The 13138-nt window shown below is 72.5% G+C and carries 13 protein-coding genes; 5 read left to right on the top strand and 8 right to left on the bottom strand.

Annotated elements, in window-relative coordinates; all coding sequences use genetic code 11:
* Positions 1 to 50 precede the first annotated feature (50 nt).
* Positions 51 to 608 (top strand): PPA1309 family protein, encoded by a 558-nt coding sequence (locus tag I3F58_RS17680; protein ID WP_240109582.1) that lies wholly within the window; start codon positions 51 to 53, stop codon positions 606 to 608.
* A 61-nt stretch (positions 609 to 669) separates the two neighbouring features.
* Here I3F58_RS17680 and I3F58_RS17675 read toward each other — a convergent pair whose 3' ends face one another.
* The 4 genes from I3F58_RS17675 to I3F58_RS17660 form a co-directional block, all read right to left on the bottom strand.
* On the bottom strand, positions 670 to 1758 hold the full coding sequence (locus I3F58_RS17675; protein WP_240109581.1) for a PDZ domain-containing protein: 1089 nt from the start codon (positions 1756 to 1758) through the stop codon (positions 670 to 672).
* 59 nt (positions 1759 to 1817) lie between these two features.
* Positions 1818 to 1991: a hypothetical protein gene (locus tag I3F58_RS17670; protein ID WP_240109580.1), complete on the bottom strand. Its 174-nt coding sequence runs from the start codon at positions 1989 to 1991 to the stop codon at positions 1818 to 1820.
* A gap of 268 nt (positions 1992 to 2259) precedes the next feature.
* Entirely contained in the window at positions 2260 to 2718 is a 459-nt protein-coding gene (locus I3F58_RS17665) for a molybdenum cofactor biosynthesis protein MoaE (protein WP_240109579.1), read from the bottom strand.
* 390 nt (positions 2719 to 3108) lie between these two features.
* Entirely contained in the window at positions 3109 to 4218 is a 1110-nt protein-coding gene (locus I3F58_RS17660; protein WP_240109578.1) for an SDR family oxidoreductase, read from the bottom strand.
* Between the two features lie 191 nt (positions 4219 to 4409).
* Here I3F58_RS17660 and I3F58_RS17655 point away from each other — a divergent pair, with 191 nt between their 5' ends.
* On the top strand, positions 4410 to 5810 hold the full coding sequence (locus tag I3F58_RS17655; protein ID WP_240109577.1) for a zinc-dependent metalloprotease: 1401 nt from the start codon (positions 4410 to 4412) through the stop codon (positions 5808 to 5810).
* Complete coding sequence (locus tag I3F58_RS17650) at positions 5807 to 6334, top strand: NUDIX hydrolase (RefSeq protein ID WP_240109576.1); 528 nt, start codon at positions 5807 to 5809, stop codon at positions 6332 to 6334. The genes I3F58_RS17655 and I3F58_RS17650 overlap by 4 nt, the downstream gene beginning before the upstream one ends.
* Positions 6335 to 6421: 87 nt before the next feature.
* On the opposite strand, the gene I3F58_RS17645 is transcribed toward I3F58_RS17650, so the two are convergent.
* From I3F58_RS17645 to I3F58_RS17630, 4 genes are all read right to left on the bottom strand, one after another.
* Entirely contained in the window at positions 6422 to 7177 is a 756-nt protein-coding gene (locus I3F58_RS17645; RefSeq protein ID WP_240109575.1) for an AIM24 family protein, read from the bottom strand.
* A 24-nt stretch (positions 7178 to 7201) separates the two neighbouring features.
* Positions 7202 to 7882 carry an AIM24 family protein gene (locus I3F58_RS17640; RefSeq protein WP_240109574.1) on the bottom strand — a complete coding sequence of 227 codons (681 nt, stop codon included), beginning with the start codon at positions 7880 to 7882 and terminating at the stop codon, positions 7202 to 7204.
* 14 nt (positions 7883 to 7896) lie between these two features.
* Positions 7897 to 9576 (bottom strand): TerD family protein, encoded by a 1680-nt coding sequence (locus I3F58_RS17635; protein ID WP_240109573.1) that lies wholly within the window; start codon positions 9574 to 9576, stop codon positions 7897 to 7899.
* Between the two features lie 139 nt (positions 9577 to 9715).
* Positions 9716 to 10363 carry a M48 family metallopeptidase gene (locus I3F58_RS17630; protein ID WP_374207992.1) on the bottom strand — a complete coding sequence of 216 codons (648 nt, stop codon included), beginning with the start codon at positions 10361 to 10363 and terminating at the stop codon, positions 9716 to 9718.
* 190 nt (positions 10364 to 10553) lie between these two features.
* Here I3F58_RS17630 and I3F58_RS17625 point away from each other — a divergent pair, with 190 nt between their 5' ends.
* Both I3F58_RS17625 and I3F58_RS17620 read left to right on the top strand, forming a co-directional pair.
* Positions 10554 to 11681 (top strand): TOMM precursor leader peptide-binding protein, encoded by a 1128-nt coding sequence (locus I3F58_RS17625; protein WP_240109595.1) that lies wholly within the window; start codon positions 10554 to 10556, stop codon positions 11679 to 11681.
* A 61-nt stretch (positions 11682 to 11742) separates the two neighbouring features.
* Entirely contained in the window at positions 11743 to 13080 is a 1338-nt protein-coding gene (locus tag I3F58_RS17620) for an AarF/ABC1/UbiB kinase family protein (RefSeq protein ID WP_240109571.1), read from the top strand.
* The last annotated feature ends 58 nt before the right edge of the window (positions 13081 to 13138 follow it).

Raw genomic sequence — 13138 nt, 5'->3', positions numbered from 1 at the left:
AGCTTTACCTGGTTCCCGCCTCCGGGTCGAGAAGAGGCAGGATATTGCCCATGTCCAATGTTTCTTCCGACGGCCCTCCGATGGCCGCCAGCCCGCTCACCCGTGCCGTACTGGAGATCGACCAGTACGCCTCCACCCTCGGCTGGGACCAGCCCGCCCGGCTGTTCGCCCTCGTCGACACCGCGCGGATGCGCGCCGAGGAGCCGGAGATGGCCACTCAGCTCGGCCTCGACGACGCCGAGGCGACCGCGCCGCTCACCCCCATCGAGCAGGACGAGCTGCCCGCCGGGGCCGCGCTCGACGAGTTCCTGGCCACCATCGCCTGGCCGGACGCGGTCGTCGGCTGCGCGCTGACAGTGGAGCGGCTGATGCTGCCGCCGTCCGCCGAGGGCGCCGTGCCGGACGCCCTCGACCAGGCGGCTCTGGCCCGCTGGGTGGCCGACCACCCGGAGCGCCGCGAGGTCCGGATGACGGTCGCGGTGCTGCGGGACGGTGCCCGCGAGTCGGCGGTGCGCCTCCGCGAGAAGGACTCCCCCACCGAGGTCCTGACCGGCGCCGACCTGGTGCCGAACCTGGCGGAGGCGCTGTCGGCGACGTTCGAGGGCTGAGCCCTCGGCGGCGGGCCCCCGGAGGCCGGGCGCTCAGCGGCGGCCCTGAGGGGCCTGGCCCTCAGTCCGTGGAACAGCTCGGGAGGCCCGCGGTGTCGCCGGCTCGGACCTTCTCCAGGGACTTCACCGCGTCCCCGATCGTGTCGACCTTGATCAGGGTCAGCCCGTCGGGGGTGTCGGCCGCGGCGGCGGCGCAGTTCGCGGACGGGGTGAGGAAGTAGTTCGCCCCGGCCTGGCGCGCTCCGACCAGCTTCATCCCGATGCCGCCGATGGGCCCGACCTCGCCCGCGTCGTTGATCGTGCCGGTGCCCGCGATGAACTGGCCCCCGGTGAGCTGCTCCGGGGTGAGCTTGTCCACGATGCCGAGGGCGAACATCAGGCCCGCGCTCGGCCCGCCGACATCCTCCAGCCGGATGTCGATGCTGAACGGGAAGGTGTGGTCCGTACCGGCCCGGATACCGACGACGGCGCGGTTCCCGTCGTCGGCCTTCCTGGTGGTGACCGTGACCTTCTCGGTCGAGGTGGGCTCCCGCCCGGCCTTCTCGGCGGCCGCGGCCTCGTCGGCGGGAACGACCGTGAAGTCCACGGGCTCGCCGGGCTGCCGCTTGGTGACGATCGCCGCCACGTCCTTCGGCTCCTTCACGGCGGTGCCGTCGACCGCCTTGATCACGTCACCGGCGTGCAGCGTGCCCTCGGCGGGCCCGCCCTTCACCACGGACGCGACGACCACCCAGGACTTCACGGGGATGTCGAGCTGGTTGAGGGCGGCCACCCGGGCGCTCTCCTGGGACTGGGAGAACTCCTCCGCGTTCTCCTGGGTGGACTCCTCCTCGGTCTTGCCGTCCGGGTAGAGGGTCTCGTGCGGGACGACGACGCTGTCGTGCCTGAGCCAGCCGGTGAGCGCCGAGATCATGTTCATCCGGTACTCGGCACCGGTGACCCGCACCGTCGTCATGTTCAGATGGCCCGAGGTGCGATACGTCTCGCGTCCGGCGATCTTCAGCACGGGCTGCCCGCCGGACTCCCCGAGGGTGTTGACCGTGGGGCCCGGGCTCATCTCGGCGTAGGGCACCGGGATGAACAGTCCCACGCAGATCAGCGAGATCAGGATCAGGGTGGAGGCGAGCATCGTCGCGGTGCGGCGTGGCATGGAACGACAGTACGGGACAGGGCTGTCAGTGCACCGCCCAGGCCGTCCGTCCGGGGCGATCAGCCGATGATGCGATGCTGCCCGGCGTGCTGGTCCATGGCCTCGCGGAACCGGGCGTATCCCGCCAGCTCGGCCATGTCCCCCGTCGTACGGTTCCGTGAGGCCCAGCTGCTCCACATCGCGACGCCGACGATGGTGAACAGCGGAATCAGCAACCAGACGAGCGCTGCCATCGCGACCTCCCGTCCCGGTGATCGAAAGCGCGTACCGCGGCCGACTCATCCGTCGATCAGATGCTCATCCGACGAGTCGGTCGCTGTCTCAACGCTCCAGCCGGGCAGGCGGTTACGCAAATCGACACCGCACCCCGGGAACAGCCACCGCAGGCCGCCCCAGGACGGCGCCACGCGCCGACCCGCCCTCCCGTCACCCGGCCACCACCCCACCAGGACGGCGCCACGCGCCGACCCGCCCTCCCGTCACCCGGCCACCAGGACGGCGCTACGCGCCGACCCACTCTTCCTGTCCGTCCGAGAAGCGCTGGTGCTTCCAGATCGGGACCTCGTGCTTCAGGTCGTCGATGAGCTTCCGGCACGCCGCGAAGGCCTCCGCGCGGTGCGGGCACGACACGGCGACGACCACCGCGAGATCCCCGACGGCCAGGTCGCCCACCCGGTGGACGGCGGCCAGGGCCCGTACCGGGAAGTCCGCGACGACCTTCTCGGCCACCCTGCGCAGTTCCGCCTCGGCGGTGGGATGGCTGGAGTAGCCGAGGGCGTCCACGTCGGCGCCGCCGTCGTGGTCGCGCACGGTGCCGACGAAGAGGGCGGTGCCGCCCGCGGAGTCGTCACCGACGGCGCGGAAGACCTCGTCGAGGGAGAGCGGCGTGTCGCGGATCGCCAGCAGCCGGATGGGATCGCTGGCCGCGCGCTCACCGGGGTGATCGTACGTGGGAGCCATGCCCCCATCGTGCCGTACGGGACCGGCATCGCGGAATTGCCTGTTCGACCGGCGGACACGGACACGCGTTGGAGCCTCACACAGGGCGAACCGGCACTGCGCACGTGTGGCGGAACGCCCGCGGCGGCAGCCGGGCGTACGGGGCGGCGTCCTCCGGCACGCACGGGGCCGACCGCCGGGGCGTGTCCGGCGGATCACGCCGGATCCGGGCCCGGTGCGCTCCGCCGTCGAGCGGGGTCCGGCGCGTGCGGGTGCACGGCGGACGTGAGCGTCGACGCGGAGCACCGGCACCCGTCGTCAGCCCCCTGGAGCATCCCCCTGCCCGGCCGCCGCCGAGGGCCCGGGGGACACGTGCGGGCCCCGCCCCGTGCCTCACCGGCCGGACACGGCCTACAGCCCCCGGCGCCGACGCGCCCGCCGCACGAGGGCCGCAGTGCCCAGCAGCGCGACCGTCGCGCCGGCGGCCCCCGCGGCCGTGGCGTCCTTGCGGCCGAGGCGGCGGCCCGCCACCGTGTGCCGGCCCTTGACCTCCTCCAGGAGTGCGGCCAGCACCTCCTCGTTGGTCCACTCGGGCCGCCAGCCCGCGTCGTGCAGGCGGCCGACGCTCACCACCCAGGGATGCATCGTGTACGCGAGGTCACCGGCCGGTGACGGGGTGAGACCGATCCGGTGCAGCCGGGTCGCCGCGCCGAGCGCGACCGCGGAGGGCAGCTCCATGCGCCGGATGCCGCTCAGCTCCTCGACCTCCTCCTGCTCCAGCCAGCCGTCGCAGCCGACCGCGAACTCCCCGTCGGCCTTCTCCAGCGCCGCGTACTCCAGGGCACTGGCCAGGTCCTCGACGTGGCAGAACTGCCACGCGGGCCGCGAACCGGCGACGACCAGCAGCCGCGGTGACTCGAAGTACCTGGTCAGCGCGGTGTCGGTGCCGCCGACGAGAACGGCCGGGCGAACCACCGTGATGTTCAGGCCGGGGTGCGCGCGCGGTGCCCGACGGGCCAGGCGCTCGATCTCCAGCAGGTCACCGACGCCGGTGGCCTCCTCGGTGGCGCGCAGCTCGGCGTCCTCGGACAGCGGGATGTCGTTGTCGGGCAGCGCCCCGTAGACCATCGCGGACGTGCACAGCACGACCCGCCGGACGCCCGCCGCGGCAGCCGCGGTGAGCACGGTCTGCGTCCCCCGCACGTTGAACGCGGTACGGGCGGCGGCGTCGGTCTCCAGGTCGAGGTCGAGGGCCAGGTGCACCACGACGTCGACATCGCGCAGCTTGTCCGCGATGGCCGGGTCCCGCACATCGAGGATGTGCCAGTGCGCCTCGGGCACCTCGCCGCGCCGCTCGTCGATCGCGATGACCTGCCTGACCTCGTCGGACGCGACGAGGCGCCGGGTCAGCAGGGCACCGACCCCGGAGGCGGCTCCGGTGACGGCGACCACGGGCCCTCGGGCGGTGGACGAGGTTGAGCGGTTTCGCGCTGCGCGAACCTGCGGATCTGGGGAACTCACCAGGCGTCTCCAGCGGTTGTCTTCAGTACCTACGCGCGACAACGCGTACGGACCAGGTGCGGTCCATCCTGCCGCAGGCGCCGCGTCAGTGGAGCACCGAGCCCCATACCGGCCCGGATGTCTACGCTGGGTGTGATGTCGGGCAACCGCCGTCGGCACGAGGCCGACGGCCCTACCAGCCGAGGAACCCCGTGAGCGACACCCCATTCGGATTCGGCCTTCCGCCGGAGGAGCCGGACGACGGCGACGAAGGCAAGAAGAAGCCCCAGGGTGGTGCGGACCCGTTCGGGTTCGGCGGGCTGCCCGGAGGCGGTCAGGGCGGCGCGGACAATCCGTTCGCCGCGATGTTCGGGTCCTTCAATCCGGCGGACCTGGGCGCCGCCTTCCAGCAGCTCGGCCAGATGCTGAGCTACGAGGGCGGTCCCGTGAACTGGGACATGGCCAAGCAGATCGCCCGCCAGACGGTCGCCCAGGGCACGTCCGACGGCACCAAGGACGCGTCCGTGGGCCCGGCCGAGCGGACGGCCGTGGAGGAGGCGGTGCGCCTGGCGGACCTGTGGCTCGACGGGGCGACGTCCCTGCCCTCGGGCGCGAACACGGCCGTGGCGTGGAGCCGCGCGGAGTGGGTTGAGGCGACCCTGCCCGCGTGGCAGCAGCTCGTCGACCCGGTGGCCGAGCGGGTCGGTACCGCCATGGGCGAGGTGCTGCCGCAGGAGATGCAGGCCATGGCGGGGCCGCTGATCGGCATGATGCGGTCCATGGGCGGCGCCATGTTCGGCCAGCAGATCGGGCACGCCGTGGGGGTGCTGGCCGGCGAGGTGGTCGGCTCGACCGATGTCGGGCTGCCGCTGGGCCCGGCCGGGAAGGCCGCGCTGCTGCCGCTGAACGTGGCGGCGTTCGGCAGGGACCTGAGCGTGCCGCCGGACGAGGTACGGCTGTACCTGGCGCTGCGGGAGGCCGCCCATCAGCGGCTGTTCGCGCATGTGCCGTGGCTGCGCTCGCATCTGTTCGGCGCGGTCGAGGGCTACGCGCGCGGGATCAAGGTCGACACCTCGAAGCTGGAGGACGCGGTCTCCCAGCTTGACCCGAGCAACCCGGAACAGCTTCAGGAGGCGCTCCAGCAGGGCATGTTCCAGCCGGAGGACACTCCGGAGCAGAAGGCGGCGCTGGCCCGTCTGGAGACGGCCCTGGCGCTGGTCGAAGGCTGGGTGGACGCGGTGGTGCACACCGCCGCCGGGACCCGTCTGACCTCGGCGGACGCGCTGCGCGAGACGCTGCGGCGGCGGCGCGCCACCGGTGGGCCCGCCGAGCAGACCTTCGCGACGCTGATCGGCCTGGAGCTGCGTCCGCGGCGGCTGCGGGACGCCTCGCGGCTGTGGGCTCTGCTCGGTGACGCCCGGGGCGTCGACGGGCGCGACGCGCTGTGGGAGCACCCCGACATGCTGCCGACGGCCACGGACCTCGACGACCCGGACGGCTTCGTCCACCGTGAGCAGCTGGACTTCTCCGAGCTGGACAAGATGCTCGGGGAGGCGGCTGGGGGCGCCCCGGAGCGTCCCGCCGGGGACGACGAGGGCGAGACCGGCAAGTGACCCTGCGTGATGACGCCGTCCTCGTACTCAAGGCGTACGAGGACGGCCAGGAGGGGCAGGGAGGCCTGCGCCGGGCGTATCTGGACCACCTGGCGGCGTACGAGGACGCGATGTGGAAGTCCTGCGAGGCCGGGCATCTGACGGCGAGCGCGCTGGTGGTGGACCCGGAGCGGGACCGGGTGCTGCTGACCCTGCACCGGAAGATGCGGATGTGGCTGCAGATGGGCGGCCACTGCGAGCCTGAGGACACGACACTCGCGGGGGCCGCGCTGCGGGAGGCGACGGAGGAGTCCGGCATCCCGGGCCTGACGCTGCTGCCGGGCGGCCCGGTGCGGCTGGACCGGCACGAGACGCCCTGCGCCTGGCACCTCGACGTGCAGTACGCCGCCGTCGCGCCGCCCGGCGCGGTGGAGGCCATCAGCGACGAGTCGCTGGACCTGCGCTGGTTCGCGTACGACGAGGTGGCGGCAGTGGCCGACGCGTCGGTGGTGCGACTCGTACGGGCGACCCTGGCCCGCCTCTGAGGGGCCGCCGGTGTGAGGGGCCGGGCGCCTCGGCGAGGGGCGGCCCGCGAGGGCGGGCCGCCCCTCGCGGGTGTCTGCGTCCCGGTGTCAGTTCCAGGCGTTGTTCTGGTTCTGGGCGTGCACCCCGTGCTGACCGACGCCGAACTGGGCACCGAGCCCCGGGCCGATCTGTGCATGCTGCGGAGGCATGACCTCGCTGGGCTGCACCAGCGCGAAGCCCTGGCCGAGGAAGCTCAGCTCCCAGCCCTCACCCGTACTGCCACGGCGCTGCCGGACACCCGACGCGTGCGTCTGGGCCTGCATCTGCACCCTCAGCGAGGACGACCAGGCGACGATCGCGTCGGCGTCGGCGGTGACGTACTTGTCCGGCGTGACCTGCATCATCAGCGGCTGGCCCGAGGTCATCAACGCGACCTTGCCGCTGCCGGAGATGTTCAGCTGGTACTTCCCGGACCCGGAGATCCCGTACTGGCTGTCGACGGCGATGACCTCGGTGTGCAGCGTGGAGTCCAGCGCCAGCACATAGGAGCTGTCCACGGTCAGCCCCTCCTGGTCCACGTCGACGACGTGGACGTACTGGGCGAGGTTGGCGAAGTAGACGGTCCCCTGGCCCGAGCAGCGCATCAGGTCCAGGCCCTCACCGGTACGCGCGCGCGCCGTGCGCTGGCTCCGGCTCTGGTACTCGCCGTCGAAGTCGATCAGCCCCTGGTAGGCGACCATGGCGCCCTTGCGGGCGAGGATGTCGTCATGGCCGGTGAGTGCGACCCGCAGCAGCTGCGGGTTCTGCACGGTGTACCGGTCCTGGCTCTGCTGTTCCGTGTGGCCGAAAAGCGGGCTCTGCATGGTGTTTCTCGCTCCCCCTGGTCCTCAGTGCCGGATCCGCAGGCGGTCCGTGCTGTCCTCACTCGGCTGCACGACGACGACGCCCTGGCCCGAGAAGGCCATCTGGTAGGCCTCGCCGCTGCCCCGCCCGATGAGGGAGCCCGCCTTGAAGCTGCGCTTGCCCTTCACCTTCAGGGACGGCGACCAGGCGATGAGCGCGTCCGGGTCGACGTACGTCTCGTCGTCGCCGCGTCCGCAGTCGACGACGATCGGTGTGCCGAGCGAGGTGAGCGCCACCCAGCCGGTGCCGGAGATCTGCACGTTCCACAGGCCCTGCCCGGCGAACTTGGCCATGCCCTTGACCCGTTCGACGCCCCACTGGAGGTGGGCGTCGAAGGCCAGCACGTTGGTGCCGTTGACGGACAGTGCGTCGTTGTTCAGATTGATGATCACGACGTCGGCGCCGTAGTCCGCGAGGTACAGCAGACCGTCGCCGGAGCACTTCATGACCGGGGCGCTCTCGCCGGTGAACCACGAGGCGGCGATCTGGCGCACGGCGGGCGGGTTCGGCTCGTACTGGATGAAGCCCTCGTAGGCGACGGCGGAGCCGGGCCGCGCGTACAGGTCCTGGCCGGTGGCCATGGCGACCTTGAGCATGGACGAGCCGTGGTTCTCCATACGGGCCACGGGCGGGGTCGGGGCGTAGCCCGAGAGTTGCTGGTTCATGGGTGCGGGCTCCCTCAGACCTCGTACGGCTGGACGATGATGAAGTTTCCGGGCGCTCCCCGGAACTGGAGGTTGACGCTCTCCCCGCTGTGCCCCGGGTAGGCGTTGCGGCGCAGCCTGACCTGGCTCGACAGCACCACCTGGGAGGCCGCGGACCAGGCCACCACGGCGTTGCAGTCCGCGAAGGTGGTGGGTGTGACGGGCAGCACGACGGGAACGCCGTGCGTCTTGACGACGACCGTGCCGGTGCCCTGGAACAGCATGGTGAACAGCGCCCCGCCCGGGATCCCGTGGCCCTCGATCCGGCGGACCTCGTGGTGCAGCGACTCGTCGAACGCGAGGACGTTCTCGGCGGAGACGCAGATGCCGTCGCCCTGCAGCTCGATGGGGTGCAGGTGGGTGGCGTTCTCCGCGAGGAACACCTGACCGCGGCCGGTGCAGCGCATGAGCTGCATCTCCTGGCCCGTGGCGTTGCCGACGATCCGTCCGGCGAAGCCGGCGCCCTTGTAGCCGAAGTCGACCTTGCCCTGGTACATGACCATGCTGCCCTGGCGGGCCAGGACAGCGGTCTCGCCGTGGCTCAGGTCGACCCGCATGAGCTGTGCGTTCTGCGGGGTCCAGCGCTGCCCGGTGGGCGTTTCCCGGTATTTCTGCAGCGCCACGGTGAGGCCGGGGGCCTGGGGCGCGGCGGCGTGCGGGGCACCGGCCGGAGACATGTCCCCGGGCTGCCGGCCGTACGGCGGCTGCCCGTAGGGGGCGGTGGGGGCGGGCACGGGTTGTCCGGGAGCGTGGCCCTGGCCATGGGGCGTCTGGCCGTACTGGCCGGGGGCGCCGGGCGGGGGCGTCTGGCCGGGGACCTGGCCGTACGCGCCGGGCTGCGGCGCTCCGTACGGGGACGGGGCCTGCGGGGCGGGCGCCGGGCCGGGCGGCGCGGGCGGGTTCGGGATGCCCCCCTGCGGGGTCATCGGTGCCACCATGGTGGGCGCGGAATGCACGGGCTGCCGGTGCGGAGCGGGGGCGGCGGGCTCCGGAGCGGGAGGCGCTGCCGGCGTGCCGAACGCGGGGGCGGGTGCCGGTGCGGGGGCCTGGGACGGGGCGGGCCCCGGCGGCGGTGCGAACCCGGGGGCCGCCTGCTGCGGGGGCTCCTGGGCCTGCGGCTCTTCCTCTTCGAGGACTTCGCCGCCGAAGTTCTTGAGCAGTGCTTCGAGTCCGCCGTCGAAACCCTGGCCGACGGCGGCGAAACGCCAGCCGTCCTTGCGGTAGAAGTCACCGAGCATCACGGCCCGCTCGGTGCTGAACTCCGCTCCGCTGAAGGCGTAGCGGGCGACCTCCTCGCCACCGGCGACGATCCGGAGATAACCGGGGCCGACCTGCGACATCTGGCCGTCGCCGTCGATCGTGGCGGTGAAGGAGAGCTTGTGGATCCCTTCGGGGACACGATCCAGGGTGACCCGGAAGGACTCGGTGTCACCGGCCTGGGGGCCGAGCAGCTGGAGGGATTCCTCGGGCGACTTCGGCTGGTTGAAGAAGACGAAGTACCGGTCGTCGGAGAGCCGTTCGTCGGCGTCCAGGCCGAAGCAGCTGATGTCGAAGCTCAGTCCGGGGGCGGCGATCTGCACGCCCACGTACAGATCGGTCCCGGCGGTCAGATCACTGATCCGGGCCTTGTGGCCCCGTTGGAATTCCCTGGCCATGCGTAACGACCGTCCCCCATCCCGGATGGTGTGTGCGTCGCGCAAGGCTAACGGCTGGTTCCGGCAGGAACCACGGGGGTAGCCGCGCCGGACGAGGACTGGTACGGACTCGGTACAGGAGCGGGTGTCCGGGACGGCGTCACGCGGACGGCGGTTCGGTGCCCGGCCCGGGAACGTGCGGCAGCCGGGCGGCGGCGACGACGCCCTCGAGGTAGCCACGGGCCCGTTCCGTGCGGGGGTAGGCCTCCAGCAGGCGCCAGAAGCGGGGGCCGTGCCCGGGGACGAGCAGATGGGCCAGCTCGTGCAGGAGCACGTAGTCGATGACGTACTCCGGCATGCCCTGGAGCCGGTGGGACAGGCGGATGCTGCCCTCGGCCGGGGTGCAGGAGCCCCAGCGGGTGTTCTGGTTGGTGACCCAGCGCACGGAGGCCGGGCGGGCGCGCCCTTCGAGGTACTGGGCGGCGAGCCGCTCGGCACGCCCGGCCAGTTCGGAGTCACCGAGCAGCCGCTTGCTCTCCTGCGCGGCGAGCTTGTCGAGCATGACGTCGACCCAGCGCCGCTCCTCCGCCTCGGACATGCGGGCCGGGATCAGGACGATCGTGCGATCGCCCTCGCGGTAGGCGGAAACGGTCCGTCGGCGCCGCGAACTCCGCCGCACCTCGACATCGGCTGCTCTCCCGCCCGATGCTCTCCCGCCTGACGTTCCCACGGCGGGCGTCCCCGCGGCGGAGTCTCCGCGGCCGGGTGGCGGGGCGCTGGTCGGACGGTGGGGGGAGTCGGCGGACACGCCCCGACGGTACCCGCTGGCCGGGGGGATGTCCGCCATCGTCCGGGCCTGTGCACGCCCCTTCCACAACCCGCAGCATTCGTATGACTGATGAGCCGCCCTGTGGATGACCTTCGGCACGCGGGCCGTCACTCTCGGCATGCTGTCGGTGTCGGGAACGAGGCATCCGGACGAGGAGAGGGGTGGCGGCATGCATCCGGCGGTGAAGCCCGCACTGCGGCGGGCCTGGCGGGATCTCCAGTATGTGCAGTACGGGGTGACGGCGGCGCATGCCGTGGTGGTGGGCCCGGTGGACACGACGACGGGCAGTCTGCTCGGACTGCTCGACGGGACGCGGGGCACGGAACTGCTGCGGAGGGAGGCGCGGGCGCTCGGCGTGCCGGACGGCTGGCTGGAAGGCCTGCTGCGGAGGCTGGCCGGGGCGGGGCTGCTGGACGACCGGGCGGCCGGCGATCCGGCGGTGGAGGCACTGCGGCGGAGGGACGGTGCGCTGGACCGGTTACGGGCGGATCTGGCGTCGCTGTCGGTGGTGCACAGGGAGCCGGGCGGAGCGCTTCGGCGTCTGGCGGCGCGGGGCGGCATGCGGGTGCGGGTCCGGGGCGCGGGCCGGGTGGGTGCGGGTGTGGCGGCGCTGCTGTCGGCTGCGGGCGTGGGTGAGGTGGAGGTGCTGGACGGGGGGTGTGTGGAGCCGTGGGATGTGTCACCGGGCGGGCACCCGGCCGAGTCGGTCGGGAAGCGCAGGGACGTGTCGGCCCGCCGCCTCGTGTCAGGCTCGGCGCCCCCGGAAGCCGGACACCGGCCTCGCGGGCAGGCGGCGGAACCGGCCCTGACCGTCATCGCTCCGCGCGAGGGTCTGGAGGCGTATGCCCCGGATCCGGTGACGGCGGACCGCTGGGTGGAGTCGGGCGTGCCGCATCTCTTCACGGGGTTGCTGGAGGCGACGGGTGTGGTGGGTCCGCTGGTGGTGCCGGGCGGCACAGCCTGTGGGCGGTGTCTGGAGCTGCACCGGACGGACGGCGACCCGGTGTGGCCGCGGATGCTGGCCCAGTGGCGGTCCGGCAGGCGGGGCACGGGGCCGGCGGGGGATGTGGCGCTGGTGTCGGCGGTGGCGGGCCTGGCGGCGGCGCACGCGCTGGCGTTCCTCGACGGATCGCCGCCGGCGAGTGCGGGGGCGCGCTGGGAGGTGGCGTCACCGCTGCTGGAGTGGCGCTCGCACCGGGTGGAGCCGCACGCGGAGTGCCCGTGCGGGGCTGCGGCCGGGAGGAGTGACGTGGGGGCCGTGGTGGCCGGAAGCAGGCAGGACACAATGGCGGGGTAACGGCCGTCCGTGGCGCATGCGGGACGAACGCGGTTCGGCTGCCAGGGATTTGGAGGGGCGCATGTCGGATCTTCCTCGGAAGGCGGTCACCCGGACCGCCAAGTTGGCGGCGCTGCCCTTGGGCTTCGCGGGCCGGGCCACCTGGGGGCTGGGCAAGCGGATCGGCGGCAAACCGGCCGAGATCGTGGCGCGGGAACTGCAGCAGCGGACGGCGGAGCAGTTGTTCAAGGTGCTCGGCGAACTGAAGGGGGGTGCGATGAAGCTGGGTCAGGCGCTCTCGGTGTTCGAGTCGGCGCTGCCGGAGGAGGTCGCGGGCCCCTACCGGGCCGCCTTGACGAAGCTTCAGGAGGCGGCGCCTCCGATGCCGACCCGGACGGTGCACGAGGTCCTGGAGGAGCGGCTGGGTGAGGACTGGCGGGCGCTGTTCCTGGAGTTCGAGGACAAACCGGCGGCGGCTGCGTCGATAGGGCAGGTACACCGGGCGGTCTGGCGGGACGGCCGTCAGGTTGCGGTGAAGGTGCAGTACCCGGGCGCGGGGGAGGCACTCCTCTCCGACCTGGCACAGCTCAGCCGCTTCGCCCGGCTGCTGGGCCCCCTGGTACCGGGCATGGACATCAAGCCGCTGATCAACGAGATGCGCGACCGGGTGGCGGAGGAGCTGGACTACGAGCTGGAGGCCCGGGCCCAGCGGAAGCACGCGACCGAGTTCGCGGAGGATCCCGACGTGGTGATCCCGGATGTGGTCCACCAGTCGGACCAGGTCCTGGTGACGGAGTGGATCGAAGGCACACCTCTGTCGGAGGTCATCGCGACCGGTACTCCCGACCAGCGGGACCGCGCGGGCCAGCTGCTGGCACGCTTCCTGTTCTCGGGCCCGGCCCGCACGGGGCTCCTGCACGCGGACCCGCACCCGGGCAACTTCCGGCTGCTGCCCGGTGAAGCCGACGGGGAGCTGCGTCTGGGTGTGCTGGACTTCGGCACCGTGGACCGCCTCCCGGGCGGCCTTCCGGAGACCATCGGCACCTGCCTCCGCATGGCTCTGGAGGGCGAAGCGGAGACGGTCTATCAGCTCCTCCGCGAGGAGGAGTTCGTCAAGGAGTCCATCACCCTGGACCCCGACGAGGTCCTGGACTACCTCCTGCCGATCATCGAACCGGCCCAGGCGGAATCCTTCGCCTTCACGAGGGACTGGCTGCGTACCCAGGCAGCCAGGATCGCGGACCCCCGCTCCCCCGCCCACCAACTGGGCAAGCGCCTGAACCTGCCCCCGTCCTACCTCCTCATCCACCGTGTCACCCTGAGCACCATCGGAGTCCTGTGCCAACTCGACGCCACCGTCGACCTCCACGCAGAACTCTCCACCTGGCTCCCGGGCTTCACCCCTGACGGCCGGGACTGAGCTGAACGGGTCCCACAGGCGAAGACCGACGAAACGGGAGGGAGGGGGGAGGTGGGGA

Source organism: Streptomyces sp. MUM 203J, from assembly GCF_022414595.1.
Classification (GTDB): domain Bacteria; phylum Actinomycetota; class Actinomycetes; order Streptomycetales; family Streptomycetaceae; genus Streptomyces.
This window is presented reverse-complemented; position numbering and strand designations above follow the sequence as displayed.